We start from the raw sequence: 15944 nt of genomic DNA on the forward strand, positions 1-15944 counted from the left end.
CCGTCAGAAGCCGGCGGCGGCCTCCATCAACGCGCCGGCCCGGAAGTCCTTGGGCGAGCGCTCGAAGTGCTTCTTGAACGACCGGCTGAAATGCGCCGAATCGGTAAAGCCCCACTTGTAGGCGATCGAGGTGATGGACTCGCCCCGGAGGATGGGGTTGGCCAGGTCATCGGCGCTGCGCTGCAGGCGCGAGCGCTGGATGTAGCGGCAGACGCTGTCGCCCTGCTCCTCGAACAGCCGGTACAGGTGGCGGACCGAGATATCCAGGCGGTTGGCCAGGGCTAGCGGCGTGAGGTTGGGCTGGGACAGCGACTCGTCGATGATCTTCTGCACATAGCTGCGCAGGTTGGCGCCCTGCAGGGAATCGCAGTTGCCGGCTTCCACGCGATCCTGGCCCAGCGCCGGCTCCAGCAGGGAGATGAAGGCATTCTCCAGGGCCTCGATCTCGTCATCGTCCGAACCCGCCTGCTCGCGGCACAGCTGGTCCATCAGCAGGTGCAGCATCTTGCCGCTGGCACGGGTCGAGGAAATCTTGCCGAACTTGGCCTGCTTGGACTTGAACGCGCGCTCCACTGCCTCGCGCGGCAGGTGCAGGGAGGCATGGTCGATCAGGCCAAAGGGGGTGATCTCGCAGGCGCCCACCGAATCCATCAGCAGCAGCTCGCCCGGCGCCAGGTCGATGCTCACGCCGCCCTGCGCCACCCGGGAGAAGCCGCTGCGCTGGCTGATCAGGAAGCAATGGCGGTCGTCATCGCGATCGGCCTTGAGGGAGGAGCGGGAAATAAGCCCGGCATTGGTGCGCAGGTGCGCCATGGTGAGGCCGGAATGGCATTGCGCGGAGATCTCGCCGATGAACAGCGAACGGCTGGTAGCCAGTTGGGTTTCGAACCTGCCGCAGATGTTCTGCAGCGACTTTTGCCAGTCTTCCAGACCGCCACGGGCTTCTTGAGCACGCATACGAACCTCCGGAGTTATCTTGTTTTTGTTGCGAGATTGTTAACATGTTATCTATGCGAGCGCAACAAGGACTCGATGGCGTCCGAAGATGCAGTTTCGGTGCCAGCGGAGCGGTACGCCGACCATTCCTCGCCAATGGGCAGCATGCCCGGCTCAAGCGTGAGGGGTGTCATGCGTATCGCCTCGGCCCCGGGGCGTGAAGATGTGCATGACCCTGGGCGCCCTCAGCCAGGAAACAAAGCATCACCGCCCTTCGGAATCACCTGACACACGACTCGGCCAGCCGATTTACCAACATCACTAAAATACTTATATTACTTATCGCAGAGTGATAGAGGTATGAATGAGATTCGCTGGACACGGAAGGCCATCAAGCAACTCAGACGAACCGCCAGCATCGACCAGAAAAGAATCTACGACGCCGTCCAGGCACTGGCTTCCATGCCGGATGTGCAAAACGTCAAAGCCCTCGTCCACCATCCGTTCGGCTACCGGCTTCGGGTCGGCAGTTACCGAGTCATTTTCGATTGGGACGGCGCCATCCAGATTGTGAGTATTGAAGAGGTGAAGAAGCGTGATGAGCACACCTACTAACGTGCAGATCATCAATGACGCGAACGGCAAACCCGCCTTCGTCGTCATCCCCTATGCCGACTACATCGCCCAGCAGGGCCAAGACGGCCTGGTTCCCAACGAAGTCGTCGGCCATATGGTCAAGGATGGCCTCACCCCCATCGCCGCCTGGCGCCGACACCTGGGGCTTTCCCAGGCGGAAGTGGCCGCGCGCATCGGTATCAGCCAGCCGGCCTATGCCCAGCAGGAGCAGGCCGCCAAGCCACGCAAGGCCACCCGTGAGAAGGTCGCTGGCGCCCTCGGCATCGCGCCGCAGCTGCTGGACCTCTGAAACGAAAAGCCCCGGCACTCTGGCCGGGGCTTCTTTGGCGTTCTCGCCCTACCTCAGCGGGCCAGCACCGCCAGCACGATGACCAGCAATACGATGCCGCCGGCAATCACCAGGGCCTGGATGCCCGAGCGTTCCTTGCGGGCGCCCCGGGTCTTCTTCGGGTGATGGGTGCCCATGCCCGGCTTGAAGCCGGTGGCCCGGGGCCCTTTCAGTTTGTGCGATGCCATGACTCACTCCTTGTTGAATGCCGACATGCCGAGAACCTAACACCCGCCCGCCGCCCACTCCAAGCCCCCGTTTGCCGCCATCGCGCCAGCCTGCATAATCCCGCCTCATGCCCCCAGCCAGGGAACCGCCCGGATGCCCACCAAAGCCCCGATCACCCGTGCCTACTGCGTCCAGCTGGACGAGGTGCTGTCCATCGCCGAAGCGCGCCGGGCGTTCTTCTCCCTGCCCGAGCCGCGCAGCCGTTTCGACTTCCTCTGCTCCAGCGAGGCCTGCCGCACGTTGGGCACCAAGGTCACTGCGGCGAACTACGACAAGCAGCCGAACGAGACCTACAAGGCCGCGCACTTCCGCGAGAACCCGCACTCCAGCCACGCGCCCGACTGCGAATGGATGGCCGACGAGGAGGACGAGGACGCCGAAGGCAAGCTGCCCGGCGAGAGCGAGGCCGAAGCCCGGCAGCGCCACGCCCGGCGCAAGCTGCATGACTACATCGACGTATTCGAGCCCCCGGTCGAACGGGCCAGGCCCAGCGCCGACAAGCCCGACACGCCAACCGCCCCCGCGCGCAAGCCCACCGGCACTCCCGATGAAGCCCCGGCACCGCGCAACGAGAAGAAATCGGTCAACCAGCGCACCAGTAGCCTGGAGCGCCTGGTGGAGTGCTACCGGCAAGCGCGGCTGGAGCTTGGCAACGACGAGTTCAAGGCCATGCGCCTGCGCGTGGTGGGCGAAGGCGAGATGCCCCTGGGTGCGTACTTCAAGGCGATCAAGTACGCCAAGCTGGGCACTGCCAACCGGGTGCTGCAGGGCGGCGCGCTGCTGGTGGACCGCTACGGCAGCGGCTTCAAGCTGAAGTTCTACGACCGCATCGATAACAAGCCGGTGTTCCTCTACATCTCCAAGGAGCAGATGGACGCCTACCGCTTCAAGGGCTACCTGGATGGTTTGCTGAGGGAAGAGGTGGACTACTTCCGGGTCTTCGCCATGGGTGAGCTGGCGCTGTCCCCCAGCGGCAAGAGCCTGGACCTCAAGGTCGCCGACCTGCGCCAGCTGGTGCTGATCCCGGGAATCAAGAAGGCCCCCGCGACGGAGGCCTGAAGCCGCTCAAAAGCCCGCCAGCACCCGGGCCAGCGCCGGCAGCGCATTCAGCAGGTGGGCCTGCTGCGCGTCGTCGAGGCGGATGTAGCGACGGAACGCCGGCATGCGGTTGACCACCTCGCTGGCGCCCATGTGTTCCAGCAGCACCCGCCAGTGGCCCTCTTCACGCTCGATACGCAGGCGCTTGAAGTCCAGGGGCATCAGCGCGGCCCGCAAGGCCGGGTCACTCTCCAGCGCGGCAATCACGCCAGCCAGCTCGGCCGCCTCCCCGGCGCGCCGGGTGCAGGCCAGGCCCTGGCGGCGGATGGCGCCGGTGTGGCGCAGCTCCAGCTTCGCCACACCCTGCCCGCAGGACGGCACCTGCAGGCTGAACTCGGTGAGCACCAGGTGCATCAGCAGTTCCGACTGGGTGCGCTCGCGGGCCTCCACTTGCAGGCCACCTGCCAGGGTGAAGCGGCCCCGGCCCGGCTCCAGCGCCTCGAAACCGAGGCCGCCGAGGTTGCGCCGCACCAGGGCCAGGGTCGCCCCCGGCCGGTAGCCGGAGGGCGCGCGGGTGTTGCCGAAGAACTCACGCAGTGCGGGAAGCATGGCCATAGCTCTCGCTGGGGTGGATGCCCGGCTCATTGGCGAATTCCTTCTCCAGCACTTCCTCCACCGGCACCGGGCGGAACGGGTTGACCTTCTGCACCACCACCGTCCAGAACAGCGCGTAGGCGGCGGTCAGGCCGAGCATCACGGCGAAGGGGCCGTAGATGTCCTTGGGGTTCATGCCCGGCGGGGTGATGAACCACATGCCCAGCAGGATGCCGACGCTGGAGATGATCTGCGGCAGCGGGAAGAACGGCGACTTGTAGGCACGCGGCAGGTCCGGGCGGCGGATGCGCAGGATCACCACAGAGATCGTCACCAGCAGGTAGGCGGTGCTCCAGGCGCAGACGGCGGCCAGCACCAGGTGGAAGATGTTGTCGGTGTTGCCACCCAGCCAGGCAGCGTGCAGGCAGGGGATCAGCACCGCCACGGCGATGCACAGCAGCGGCGTCTTGTAGCGCGGGTGCAGGTAGGCGAAGACCTTCGGCAGCGCGCCGTCCACGGCCATGCCGTACATGATGCGCGGCACGCCGGCCATCAGGGTGTTGATGGTGGCGGCGCCGGCGAAGAGGAAGCCGATGCCGAGCCAGATCGGGCCGATATCGCCCATCACCTGCTGGGCGAACTGCGGGATGGCCATGGGCGTATCCAGCAGGTGCACGCCGGTGGCCTCGTCGAGCAGCACGTTCTCCACCTGGCGCTTCATCGCCGCGCCGTAGATGAACATGCAGGACGCCACGCCGAACAGCCCGAGCGCCATGGCACGGGGCATGGTCCGCGCGGAGTTGCGCAGGTCCGGCGCCAGGGGCGTGACGAACTCGCAACCGACGAACATGAACATCGCCATGCCCACCAGGGAGAGGATGGTCACCAGGTCGGTGCCCACCATCGAAGTGCCGAACCAGCCGTCCAGCTGCACGGCGGGCGCGGCGATCAGGCCGGCCACGCCGAACACCATCAGCGTCGTCCACATGCCGAAGGTGAGGATCACCTCGGCCTTGCCGAACACGCTGACACCGAAGCCGTTGAGGATGCCGAAGACGATGACGAAGCCCACCCCCAGCAGCCAGGAACCGCCGGCCGATTCGGCCAGGGTGTTGAGGTGCTCGAAGTTAACCAGGGCCATGACCCCGGCCAGGATGGTTTCCGCCGTGCCGGCGAACACATGCACGATCAGGTAGGCGGCGATGGTGCCGGTGATGGCGAAGAAGCGCCCCATGCCACAGGCGATGTAGTCGTAGACCGAGCCCGTGGTGGGCAGGATCGAGGCCGCCTCGGCGAAGGTGGTGGACTGCGCCAGCATCATCACCATGGCGATCAGCATGGCCACGGCGAAGGCGCTACCGCCGATGCCGAAGCCCATGGTGGCGGTAAGGATCACCGGGCTGGCCATGATCAGGCCGATGGTGCTGGCCAGCGCGGTGGGGAACCCCACCGAGCCTCGATTCAGGTGTGCGGTGAGCTTGGCGTTGATCGACATCGTCAGGGCCCTCGAATGCATTGTTCTTGTTTATCGTTATCCGGCCGGGGTGGCCGGTGCGGTCGTAGCCGCAGGTTCCCCACCACTGTGCGCCCGCCCTCCCTGGGCGTCTTGCCCCTGCCTGCCGCTGCTCTTGTTGCAGCCTGACATCCCCGCGCGCCGCTGCCTCCAGCCCTGGCCACCCCGGGCAAGCCGGCTGGCAGCCTCGAACAAGACTCGCCCCCACCACGCCCTCATTAATAGCCGTCGCCGCGCCGGGCGCCTCCGCGCTCCCCCGGGCGGCATGCCAACTCACGGGGCCCAGCCCCGGACGTACAACACAGAAGAATACGAGGGAGAGAACCATGAGGAAAACGCTCCGCTTGCAGCCGCTGGCCAGTGCCGTCGCCCTGGGCACCGCGCTGCTGGCCGCCATTCCGAACGTCGGCGCCTACGAACTCTACGCCGATGACGACAGCCACCTGAATGCCGACTTCCTCGCCGTCTACGGCTGGATGAACAGCCGCAAGAACTACGACGGCACCGCCGGCGGCTCCACCTGGACCGAAGGCTTCGTCAAATACGGCCTCAGCGGCGACCAGGGCCTGGCCGGCAACGGCACCGCCTACGGCGCGCTGAACTGGGTCAGCTCCGCCACCTGGCGCGATGGCGACCCGGGCGGCAACACCCTGGGCAACGAGCGCACCACCAAGATCGAGGAGGCCTACCTGGGCTGGCGCTCCGCCAACCTGTTCCCGGCCCTGGGCGAAGACGGCGTCGATGTCTCCTTCGGCCGCCAGGTGCTGAAGATCGGCACCGGTTTCCTCATCAACGACGACGGCCCCAACCTCGGCAACGGCCCGGCGGACGGCCACCTCAACCGTGGCGGTGCCTACTACAACGCCGCCCGCCACGCCTTCGACCGCACCGCCGTGCTGCGCCTGGGCGGCAAGGACGGCCTGCACGGCAGCGCCTTCTGGCTGAAGTCCGACAACCGCGCCCAGGCCGAAACCGAGCTGGCCGCCGGCACCCTGGAATACACCGCAGCCCCCGGCACCCTGGGGCTGACCTGGATCCACGGCCTCGACGTCACCGATGAATGGGCCAGCGACTTCCAGCAGCAGCGCGACGGCATGGACATCTACAGCCTGCGCGGCGAAGGCGATGCCGGCATCGAGAACGCCAGTTTCGGCTTCGAATACGCAGTGCAGGACAAGGACGCCGGCAACGAGCGCGCCTGGTACCTGGAGAGCGGCTACACCTTCGCCGACATCGCCTGGGCGCCCAAGCTGACCTACCGCTACAGCCGCTACTCCGAAGGCTGGGACAGCCTCTTCAACGGCTTCGCCAGCGGCTACGGCACCTGGTTCCAGGGCGAGGTGGCCTCCAACTACGCCGGCCCCTTCAACAGCAACACCGGCATCCATCATGTCGGCCTCAAGGCCAAGCCGCTGGAGAACCTGACCCTCGGCGTCCTCTACTTCGACTTCAACACCCTGCAGCGCCGCGACGCCCTCAACCTCGACGCCCGCGAGCTGGACATCTACCTGGAATGGGCGGTGACCGAGCACCTGCTGGTCAGCCCGCTGGTGGGCCTCTACCAGCCCGACCGCGACGCCAGCAACGGCGGCAACCAGGTGGGCGGCGACGGCACCAACGTCTACAGCCAGGTGACCATGGCCCTGGCCTTCTGATCCACCCGTTTTGAAGGGCCGGACCCGGCACGGATCGCCAGGCCGCCCTTCCTTTTCCACCCCCACACCCCACGCTCTCGCACACCCGTAGGATGGCGTAGAGCGAAGCGAAACCCATCGATCCGAGGCCCCATCACACACCGTGATCATCGGCCGCCCCGGCAGCATGGGTTTCGCACAGCTCTACCCACCCTACCCAAGCCTTCCCACCAAATCGCAGGCAAAAAAAACCGCCGATGACCAGAACGGCGGTAAAGCGTGGAGCACGGAGCAATCAATAACCGACGCCCAGCAAAGGCGACGGGATGACTATCCGCCCTTCCCCTTCTTACGGCTTGTCCGCTGCTGCCAGATCGTTGCGCCTGCGTGACAGGCCGCCTCACTGCACGCTGGGTCATGTTCGCGTGGCAGGCAGAGTCAAGCCCTGGCCAGGGCCCGACCCTAAGCTGGGGCACGCCCTACGCGGGCGAACCCTCCCGCTGCCCGAACCAGGAGCCGATCGTGTCCAATGCCCTGATCAACACCCTTCCCAGCGTCGACGCCTTCGTCGACCGCACCCACGCCTCGTTCATCGATGGCCAACAACACCAGCCCGCCCAGGGCATCCAGCGCGAGGTGCACAACCCCGCCAGCGGCGCGGCGCTCTCGCGCATCCTGCAGGCCGACGCGCCGCAGGTGGATGCCGTGGTCGCCTCCGCCCACCGCACCTTCCGCTCGGGCGTCTGGAGCGGCCTGGCCCCCGCCGAGCGTGAGCGTGTGCTGCTGCGCTTCGCCGACCTGGTGGAAGCCCACGGCGAGGAACTGGCGCAGCTGGAAACCCTCAACCAGGGCAAGTCCATCCACCTCGCCCGCGCGGTGGAGGTCGGCGCCTCGGTCAACTACATGCGCTACATGGCCGGCTGGGCCACCAAGATCGAAGGGCAGACGCTGGACGTGTCCATCCCCGTGCCGGCCCAGGCGCGCTTCAACGCCTACACCCGCCGCGAGCCGGCCGGGGTGATCGCCGGCATCGTGCCGTGGAACTTCCCGATGATGATCGCCCTGTGGAAGGTGATGCCGGCCCTGGCCTGCGGCTGCACCATCATCATCAAGCCGGCGGACGAAACCCCACTCACCGCCCTGCGCCTGGCCGAGCTGGCGATCCAGGCCGGCATCCCGGCGGGCGCCTTCAACGTGCTGGTCGGCGGTGCCGATGCCGGTGCCGCGCTGGTGGCCCACCCGCAGGTGAACAAGGTGTCCTTCACCGGCTCCACCGCCGTGGGCAAGCAGGTGGGCCGTGCGGCGCTGGACAACATGACCCGCTTCACCCTGGAGCTGGGCGGCAAGAACCCCATGCTGGTGCTCGCCGATGCCGATATCGAGCAGGCCGTGGCCGGCGCCATCGGCGGTGGCCTGCTCAACCAGGGTCAGGTCTGCGCCGCCGCCTCGCGCCTCTACGTGCACGCCAGCCGCTACCAGGACTTCGTCGAAGCCCTGACCAGCCAGGTGGCGCAATTGAAGGTCGGCGCCGGCATGGACCCGGACGCCCAGGTCAACGCCCTGGTCTCCCGCCGCCAGCAGGCCAGCGTGCTGCGCTACCTGGCCATCGCCCGCGAGGAAGGCGCGCAATTCTGCACCGGTGGCGGCCAGCCCGACCTGCCCGGCTACTTCGTGCAACCCACGGTGCTGGGCAAGGTCACCCAGGGGATGACCTCGGTGCGCGAGGAAATCTTCGGCCCGGTGCTCTCGGTGCTGCCCTTCAACGATGTCGACCAGGCCGTGGACATGCTCAACGACAGCCACTACGGGCTCACCGCGAGCATCTGGAGCAACGACCTGGGCCGGGTCATGGACCTGATCCCGCGCATCGAAGCCGGCACCGTCTGGGTCAACAACCACGTCCCGGTGGACCCCAACCTGCCCTTCGGCGGCTACAAGCAGTCCGGCATGGGCCGGGAGTTCGGCAAGGCCGCCATCGAAGGCTTCACCGAACTGAAGTCGGTGTGCATCACCTACTGATGCACCGCGCCATCGCCCGGCCCGCCATGGGCGGGGCGATGCACCTCGCCTATCCCCGCAGCAACCAGAACAGCGCGAACACCCAGCGCTGCCAGCCAGCGTCGGCCGACTTCAGCACCCCCGTGGCAACGCCGTAACGCCAGGCCCAGTGCAGCGCGCGCTTGAGGTCGCGCAACGGGCTTTGCCGGTTGCGGTAGACGTCGATCGCCAGCAGCCCCATGGCATCGACGTTCCCCGCCTCGGCCGCGCGCACCAGGTGCAGCTCCGCCGCCTCCCAGTCGATGGAGTCGGTGCGCAGCGCAAGCTCGCCGCAGAAACCGTGCATGAACGCCAGCACCCGCGGGTCGCCCTCCTCGGCGAAGCACTCCAGGTAGACCTCGGCGTGGTTCAACGCCTCCAGCCACAAGCGCTCCGCCGCTTCGGCATCCTCCTCGGCGTCGGCCTGTGCGGCCAGCAGCTCCACCAGCGCCTGAGTCGCCGGGCCATGGCCATCCGACGCGGCGGAGCGCCACGACACCCGCGCCGCCTCAGGGTCCGCCGGGCAGCCCAACCCATCGCGACGGCAGATGCCCAGCAGGTGCAGCCCCTCGGTATGCACCGCCTGGTTGCGCCCGCTCAGGAGCAGCAGCCGCTCCAGCGCAGCGAAAGCCCGTGCGCCGTCCACCGGCCCGGCGTCGGCATCCAGCCACAGGCGCGCCTGCAGCAACAGCAGCGCATAGACCTCGTCCAGCTGATGATCCAGCGCCTGCGCCCGCTCCACCCAGCCACGCGCCTGCAGCAGCTCATCCGTGCTGCCGGCCCTCTCGAAGGCCAGCTGCGCCAGCCGCAACCAGGCCGCCGCCGTGGGCTCGGCGGCCCCCTCCAGGCCACAGGCGCGCCGCGCCCAGTCCATGGCCTGGGCCGGGTCTTCGGCCAGACGGGACAGCGCCAGTGCCGCCGCGGGGTCGCCCGCCTGGTAACGGCGCGCCCACTCCCCAGGGGAAACGGGCGGCGGCGCCGGCTCGTCCAGTTCCAGCTCGTTTTCCGGCTCGTGTTCAGGGCCGGGGTCGAGCGCAATGTCGTGCTCATCGAGCCCGACCGGCAGTGGCTTGGCTTCGGCAGGCGCCTCCAGCTCGGCAAAAGGCACCTGCAACCCGGCGAAACCCTCGAGATGGGCCAGCGCCCGGAACCAGGGGTGGTCCAGCGTATCCAGGCCAAAGGCCCGCACCCACTCGTCGAGGTTCTCGTAATCCAGCACCAGGGTGATGTCATGCAGGTCGACCGTGCCCGCCTGCAACGCCTGCAGGCGCGTGTCGGCGTTCCACTTCCAGAAGCCGATGCGCGAGTCGGTGTTGGCGTCGAAGGGGCCGGAAACCGCATCCAGGTCGCCCTGCAGCCACAGCGCCTGCAAAGGCCCCTCGCTGGCTTCAGCGGCACGCTGCAGGAAGGCCGCCACCGCGTCCAGGCAAAGCCCGATGGCGGGCACGCGATTGTGCTGGGGGTGACGGCGGATATAGGCGTCGAACTGCGCCCAGTTGTCCTGCGCCGTTTCCAGCGACAGGCGCAGGCCATTGCCGGGCGTCTGCACCTCCACCTGCGCCGGCGTGATCGCCGGCACCACCTCGGCACCCGCCAGCAGCAGGCACCAGAGCGGCGACACGTACGCATCCGTCGCCAGGCAACGGGGCTCGATGCCCTCGCCACCCAGGTAGAGCCAGGCGGCGGAAGGCCGTTCCGATTCCATGTGCATCGCACGTTCCCGGTACAGCGGGCCCGGCCGATCCATGGCCCGCACAAAGGGGCCAATCATGGCGTGAAGCACGGGTGCTCACCAGCCGTGGCACAGAAGAAATCGCCACGATGCGAAAGCGTCGAGCGTTCGCCTGCAGACGGCGATTCATTTTTCCCGCCACCTGCAATATCCTCCACGCCGTGGCTATGGGCGTCCTTCCTTCTACCTCTGAAACTAGGGTGCCCGCTTCCCACCCGCCCACCTCACGGTGGGCTTTTCATTTCAGGAGCAGATGTGAACGGAATCTTCCTGCGCCGCTGCCGCAAGTTCGCGGTCAGCCCCGGTGAAGGCGGCGCCAGCCTGGCCCAGGTGGCCATGGTGCAAAAGGAAACCGAGCAGCTCGGTTTCGTGCTCTCCGAGGCCCTCGCCGAGCGCCTGCTGACCCTCTCGCCGGAGCAGCTCGCCCGGGTGCTGCGCGACCTGCGCCGCCACCTGGCCCCGATGACCGGCGCACACCGTGAACACCGCCCGCTGTTCCCCGATTTCCCAGCCGGCAGCCTGGCCCTGGACGAGGCGCAGCTGTACCAGCGCGCCGTCTATCACTACCTCACTCTGCAACGCCTGCGCCTGCAGGATCCGAGCCTGCCGGCGCCCCTGCTGCACCACCGCCAGCCGCTGGAGATCGACCTCGGCACCCAGGAAGAATTCGAGCGCCTCTGCACCCGTCTGGCCGCCTCGCGCACCTCGCTGTCGGCGGACGACAAGGCCGACCTGCAGTGGTTCGTGCGCCAGTACCGCGACAAGGTGCTGGACCTGCTGCCGGAAGAAATCCCCTTCAAGGAAAACCTCGCGCTGATCGCCGCCTGGCTGCTGCGCTTCGTCCCCGGCGAGCGCGCCGAGCGCTTCGTCGACCAACGCATCGGCACCGCCACCGATGTGTTGCGCCTGGCCGTGGCGCTCTGCGATGGCGATGTCTCCCTGGCCGAGTCCTGCCGCTTCAAGGGCTTCAAGCGTCGCGAACGGCGCCGGCTGCTGGCGCTGCTGGAAGCCTGCGGCGACCCCACCGAAGACATGCGCCGCTGGCCCGAACGCTGGAAGCGCCTCGGCGAAGGCCTGCACCCCGGCGACTACCGCAGCCAATGCCCGCGTACCTGGCAAGCCTTCCAGGTGTTGCGCGAGGGCCTGCCGTTCAGCGGCTTCAATGGCCAGGTGGAGCGGGACCTGGAAACCGGCCGGGTCGAGGCCGCCAGCCAGCGCCTGGCCACCCGCCCCGGCGAGATGGCCCGGCGCCTGGACCACCTGCTGCGCACCAGCCCGCAGCCGGATGCGGTGCTCAAGCAGTTCGCCGAGGTCGCCCAGCAGGTCGCCACGCCGGTGCTGTTGCAGGCCCTGGCGCAGTTCGAACATCGCGGTCACGCGCCCCTGCGCACCTTCTTCCCCAAGGGCGATGCCGCCCGTGCCTGGACGCTCCCGGATCGGCGCGCGCCCATCGCCCCCGAGCACCTGGCCGACGCCATCGCGCTGATCCGCGCCACCCTGGTGGCCCGCTTCGCCAGCCGCCCGCCGCTGGGCCGCTGCTACCTGGCACCGGAGCTGGCCGACCGGGTGGTGCCCCTGGCCCAGCGCTCGGCCTCGCGCTCGCTGCGTACCCTGGTGCGCGGCAGCCGCATGCCGCTGCCCGAGTCGCGTTACATCCGCCTGTTCCTCTGGTGGACCAACGGCCACAGCCGCACCGACATCGACCTGTCGACCGCCTTCTTCGATGGCGACTTCGTCTACCGCGACCTGGTGGCCTACTACAACCTGCACGGCTACGGCGGCCACCACAGCGGCGACATCGTCGACGCCCCGCAAGGCGCTGCCGAGTTCATCGACCTCGACCTGCAGCTACTGCGCGACAAGGGCCTGCGCTTCGTGGTGCCCTGCGTCAACAGCTACACCAACCAGCCTTATTGCGACCTGCCGGAATGCTTCGCCGGCTGGATGGCCCGCAGCGACGTGGACTCCGGCGAAGCCTTCGAGGCCCGCACCGTGGAAGACCGCCTCGACCTCTCCGCCAACCAGCAGACCTGCCTGCCCTTCATCATCGACCTGGAGCAGCGCTGCATCCTCTGGACGGATATCGGCCTGGGCGGCTACCCACGCTGGAACAACGTCGCCAACAACCTCAGCGGCATTTCGCTGATGCTGCGCGCCATGACCAGCCTCGCCGCCCCGGACCTGCACACCCTGTTCGCGCTGCATGCCGAGGCGCGCGGCAGCCGGGTGGAAAGGCCCGAGCAGGCCGATACGCTGTTCGGCCTGCGCGAGGGCATCACCCCGTTCGACACCGACCGCATCCGCGCCGAGTTCCTCTGAGCCCGGCGCGGGGCCGCTTCAACGCAACGATTCGAACTGCCCCGTGCCCTCGTTCCAGGCGAAGGCCACGCCCGCGCAGCGGTAGCGCTTGCCCACCCGCAACTGGGTGGCGCCCTGCTCCACCGCCAGCTGCACGGTTTCCACATCCTCGCTGCGGCAACCCGGCAGACTCAGGGTCTGCACGCGCTTGCCGGTCTTCTTCGCATACACCTCGATGGCCGACGCCGGGCCACCGTCCTTGGCCAGCGGCACCTGGAAGTAGAAGCGTTCGGTGGAAGCCGCCTGCAACACCGCCGTGGTCGCCCCCGGCCAGGCTTCGTCGGAGCGCAGCATGGCCACGTGCTTCATGTGGATGGGCAGGCGCTTGCCGGTGCGGTAGTCGGTCCAGGTGCCATTGAGGGTGGCATCGCGCTTGTAGTAGCCCGAGAAGAACACAAGGATGCGCGCAGCCGGCAGCCCGCCGGCGTCCAGCTCGTCCATGCCGATGCCGTTGTTGGGCTCGTTGTTGCTGAACACCGGTTTGAGGCGGATCGGCGTGCGGTAGCGGTCATAGAAATACACGCCGCGGATGACGCGGTTCTGCTGGAACGTCACCAGGGTGACCGCCTGCTTGCCGAGGGTGCCCTGGTAGACATCCACGGCGCCGGCCAGGCCGGGCCCACACAAGACCACGAGCAGCGCCAGGCGCAACCAGGAACGGAACAGGCGGCTCATTGGGCGGCCTCCCCGGCCGCTTCAGCCACCACCCGTTGCCCTGCGTCCAGGCGGTAGAAGCCTGCTTGGAAGGTGCCGGGCCGGAAGCGTTCGCCGCCTTCGGGGCGGTATTCGAAGCGCCCGCGCTGGTGGGCATCGGGGTACAGCGAGCCGCTGCCGGCCATCTCGGTCAGGCCCGCGTGCAGGGCGTAGCGGCCGGACGCCGGGTCGTACAGGTAGTACTGCACCGTGCCGCTGGTCAGGGCCTGGTCGCTCTCGCGGATGCGCTTGGGCACGAAGGAGAAGTCGACGAAATCGTCATCGTCCAGGTAGGCCAACCGCAGCGTGTCGGTGCCATAGAAGTAGGCATCCAGCCCCTCGATCACCTGCCGCGTCGCGCCGCTCGCCTTATCGGTGATGGTGATGCGGTCGAAGACCGGCACCGCGTCGTTGGCCACCTTGCGCGCATGCACGCGGAAGCTCATGCCCTGGCTGGTGCCCTGCTGCAGCAGATCGGCCTCGTAGACCGCCCGGGAGCCTTCGCGGAACACTTGCTTGCGCTCCAATTGCAGCACGCGCTCCTCGCGGGTGCGCAGGTCGATCCAGCGCCCGTGCAGCACCTGCTGGTCGAGGGCGAAGGGTTGGAACTCGATCGCCGCCGGCGGCAGTGGCGTGCCGTCGCGCAGGTTGATCAGCAGCGGCTCACTGGGGTCATAGGGCGTCGTTTCCAGGGTCAGGTGATCGGCCGCCGCCGAGGTTTCGACGAACCCGGCCATGCCGTCCCAGGCGCTGTCGAACTGGAGGATGACCTCCAGCTGCATATCCCCCGCCGTGCCGCGGTAAACCGTGCTGGGCAGGGTATGGGCGCTCGCCGTGGTGGCGACGAACAGGGCCGCCCACGAGGGCAGGTGCTTCCATGCTGAAAGGGCCACGCAGTGCTCCTTGCGAAAAAAGGAGCGCAGCCTAACAAAAAGCCCCCTCGGCGCGTCAGTGCGCGAGGGGGCGGGTGTGACGACGCGCCATCAGCTCGCGCGGTTTTCCTCGATGGGCTGCGGCGCCTGGCCACGGGTCTTGTACAGCGACAGCAGCACGCCGCCGACCAGCAGGCCCAGGGTCACGCTGAGGGAGATCACCGCCGGGATCTTGCCGATGATGCCCACCAGGAAGATCTTCGTGCCGATGAACACCAGCACCAGGGCCAGGGCGTACTTCAGGTAGGCGAAGCGGTGGATCAGCGCCGCCAGGGCGAAGTACAGGGCGCGCAGGCCGAGGATGGCGAAGATGTTCGAGGTGTAGACGATGAAGGGGTCCTGGGTGATGGCGAAGATCGCCGGCACGCTGTCGATGGCGAACACCAGGTCGGCGCACTCGATCATCACCAGGGCCAGGAACAGCGGCGTGGCCCAGAGCACGGTCTTGCCGGTGGCATCCGCCTGGCGCACGAAGAAGCGCTGCCCGTGCAGGCTATCGGTCACGCGCATGCGCCGGCGCAGGAACTTCACCAGCGCGTTGTTCTCCAGGTCCGGGTGGTCATCCACCTTGGAGAACAGCATCTTCACGCCGGTGATGGCCAGGAACACGCCGAACACGTAGAGGATCCAGCTGAACTCGTGGATCAGCGCCGCGCCCAGGCCGATCATCACGGCGCGCAGCACGATCACCCCCATGATTCCCCAGAACAGCACCTTGTGCTGGTACTCCCGGGGGATGGCCAGGAAGCTGAAGATCATCGCCATGAGGAACACGTTGTCCATCGACAACGATTTTTCGATGAGGAAGCCGGTGAGGTAATCCATGCTGGCGTCGCCGCCCTTCTGGAAGAACACCCAGAGCCCGAACAGCAGGCCGGCGGTGATGTAGCCGGCGGAGAGCAGCAGGCTTTCCTTGACGCCGATCTCGCGGTTATCGCGATGGAGCACGCCCAGGTCGAAGGCCAGCAGGGCGAACACCACGGCGAAGAAGACCAGCCACAGCCAGGTGGCGGTGCCGAGGAAGTCGGAAAACAGGAACGTATCTAGGGCGGTCATTGGAGCCCCTCCTTGCAGTCGAAGTTGTACAGACTGTGATTCCGACATCGCGGTATTAACCGCCAGAGGGGCCCGGCTTCACGGCAGATAAATTACAGAATCCCGGGGCAGGCGCTCAACGAGCGGGCTTTTGCAAAGTGTTTCCTGCGCGTCATGCGAAAGCCCCGCCCGTAACCGGGTGATCTTGACTGCGCACAGCCCTGCATGAAGGCTGGAATTGAGCATGAGG

General features: G+C 67.4%; 14 protein-coding genes. 6 read left to right on the forward strand and 8 right to left on the reverse strand.

The window, feature by feature from the left end; all coding sequences use genetic code 11:
* Positions 1 to 3 precede the first annotated feature (3 nt).
* Complete coding sequence (gene feaR, locus PI990_RS17250) at positions 4 to 957, reverse strand: transcriptional regulator FeaR (protein ID WP_043246592.1); 954 nt, start codon at positions 955 to 957, stop codon at positions 4 to 6.
* Between the two features lie 339 nt (positions 958 to 1296).
* Between feaR and PI990_RS17255 the strand changes: the two genes are divergently transcribed.
* Both PI990_RS17255 and PI990_RS17260 read left to right on the forward strand, forming a co-directional pair.
* Positions 1297 to 1551, forward strand: a complete 255-nt coding sequence (locus PI990_RS17255; protein ID WP_271657858.1) for a type II toxin-antitoxin system RelE family toxin — start codon at positions 1297 to 1299, stop codon at positions 1549 to 1551.
* Positions 1535 to 1861, forward strand: a complete 327-nt coding sequence (locus tag PI990_RS17260; protein WP_184489912.1) for a helix-turn-helix domain-containing protein — start codon at positions 1535 to 1537, stop codon at positions 1859 to 1861. The genes PI990_RS17255 and PI990_RS17260 overlap by 17 nt, the downstream gene beginning before the upstream one ends.
* A 53-nt stretch (positions 1862 to 1914) precedes the next feature.
* On the opposite strand, the gene PI990_RS17265 is transcribed toward PI990_RS17260, so the two are convergent.
* Positions 1915 to 2088: a hypothetical protein gene (locus PI990_RS17265; protein ID WP_184489911.1), complete on the reverse strand. Its 174-nt coding sequence runs from the start codon at positions 2086 to 2088 to the stop codon at positions 1915 to 1917.
* A gap of 133 nt (positions 2089 to 2221) precedes the next feature.
* On the opposite strand from PI990_RS17265, the gene PI990_RS17270 reads away from it, so the two are divergent.
* Positions 2222 to 3187 (forward strand): ATPase, encoded by a 966-nt coding sequence (locus tag PI990_RS17270; RefSeq protein ID WP_271657859.1) that lies wholly within the window; start codon positions 2222 to 2224, stop codon positions 3185 to 3187.
* Positions 3188 to 3193: 6 nt separating this feature from the next.
* Here the strand turns inward: PI990_RS17270 and PI990_RS17275 are convergent, their stop codons facing one another.
* Both PI990_RS17275 and PI990_RS17280 read right to left on the reverse strand, forming a co-directional pair.
* The gene (locus PI990_RS17275; RefSeq protein WP_184489909.1) at positions 3194 to 3775 is read right to left on the reverse strand and encodes a DUF3156 family protein; all 582 of its coding nucleotides are present in this window, start codon (positions 3773 to 3775) and stop codon (positions 3194 to 3196) included.
* The gene (locus PI990_RS17280; RefSeq protein ID WP_184489908.1) at positions 3756 to 5255 is read right to left on the reverse strand and encodes an APC family permease; all 1500 of its coding nucleotides are present in this window, start codon (positions 5253 to 5255) and stop codon (positions 3756 to 3758) included. Before PI990_RS17280 ends, PI990_RS17275 begins: the two co-directional genes overlap by 20 nt.
* 344 nt (positions 5256 to 5599) lie before the next feature.
* Here PI990_RS17280 and PI990_RS17285 point away from each other — a divergent pair, with 344 nt between their 5' ends.
* Both PI990_RS17285 and PI990_RS17290 read left to right on the forward strand, forming a co-directional pair.
* Complete coding sequence (locus tag PI990_RS17285) at positions 5600 to 6928, forward strand: alginate export family protein (protein ID WP_265168771.1); 1329 nt, start codon at positions 5600 to 5602, stop codon at positions 6926 to 6928.
* Positions 6929 to 7429: 501 nt separating this feature from the next.
* Complete coding sequence (locus PI990_RS17290) at positions 7430 to 8926, forward strand: aldehyde dehydrogenase family protein (protein ID WP_271657860.1); 1497 nt, start codon at positions 7430 to 7432, stop codon at positions 8924 to 8926.
* 49 nt (positions 8927 to 8975) lie between these two features.
* Here the strand turns inward: PI990_RS17290 and PI990_RS17295 are convergent, their stop codons facing one another.
* The gene (locus PI990_RS17295) at positions 8976 to 10655 is read right to left on the reverse strand and encodes a hypothetical protein (protein WP_271657861.1); all 1680 of its coding nucleotides are present in this window, start codon (positions 10653 to 10655) and stop codon (positions 8976 to 8978) included.
* Positions 10656 to 10931: 276 nt separating this feature from the next.
* Here PI990_RS17295 and PI990_RS17300 point away from each other — a divergent pair, with 276 nt between their 5' ends.
* Positions 10932 to 12995 carry a TerD family protein gene (locus tag PI990_RS17300; RefSeq protein ID WP_271657862.1) on the forward strand — a complete coding sequence of 688 codons (2064 nt, stop codon included), beginning with the start codon at positions 10932 to 10934 and terminating at the stop codon, positions 12993 to 12995.
* A gap of 18 nt (positions 12996 to 13013) precedes the next feature.
* Here PI990_RS17300 and PI990_RS17305 read toward each other — a convergent pair whose 3' ends face one another.
* The 3 genes from PI990_RS17305 to PI990_RS17315 all read right to left on the reverse strand — a co-directional run bounded on the left by PI990_RS17305 (position 13014) and on the right by PI990_RS17315 (position 15715).
* The gene (locus PI990_RS17305) at positions 13014 to 13709 is read right to left on the reverse strand and encodes a hypothetical protein (RefSeq protein WP_271657863.1); all 696 of its coding nucleotides are present in this window, start codon (positions 13707 to 13709) and stop codon (positions 13014 to 13016) included.
* Positions 13706 to 14620: a hypothetical protein gene (locus tag PI990_RS17310; RefSeq protein WP_271657864.1), complete on the reverse strand. Its 915-nt coding sequence runs from the start codon at positions 14618 to 14620 to the stop codon at positions 13706 to 13708. Before PI990_RS17310 ends, PI990_RS17305 begins: the two co-directional genes overlap by 4 nt.
* Before the next feature lie 90 nt (positions 14621 to 14710).
* Positions 14711 to 15715, reverse strand: coding sequence for a TerC family protein (locus tag PI990_RS17315; protein WP_021221116.1), 1005 nt, complete (start codon positions 15713 to 15715; stop codon positions 14711 to 14713).
* Positions 15716 to 15944 lie beyond the last annotated feature (229 nt).

It is taken from the genome of Pseudomonas sp. TUM22785 (genome assembly GCF_028198105.1).
GTDB classification, from domain to species: Bacteria; Pseudomonadota; Gammaproteobacteria; order Pseudomonadales; family Pseudomonadaceae; genus Metapseudomonas; species Metapseudomonas solani.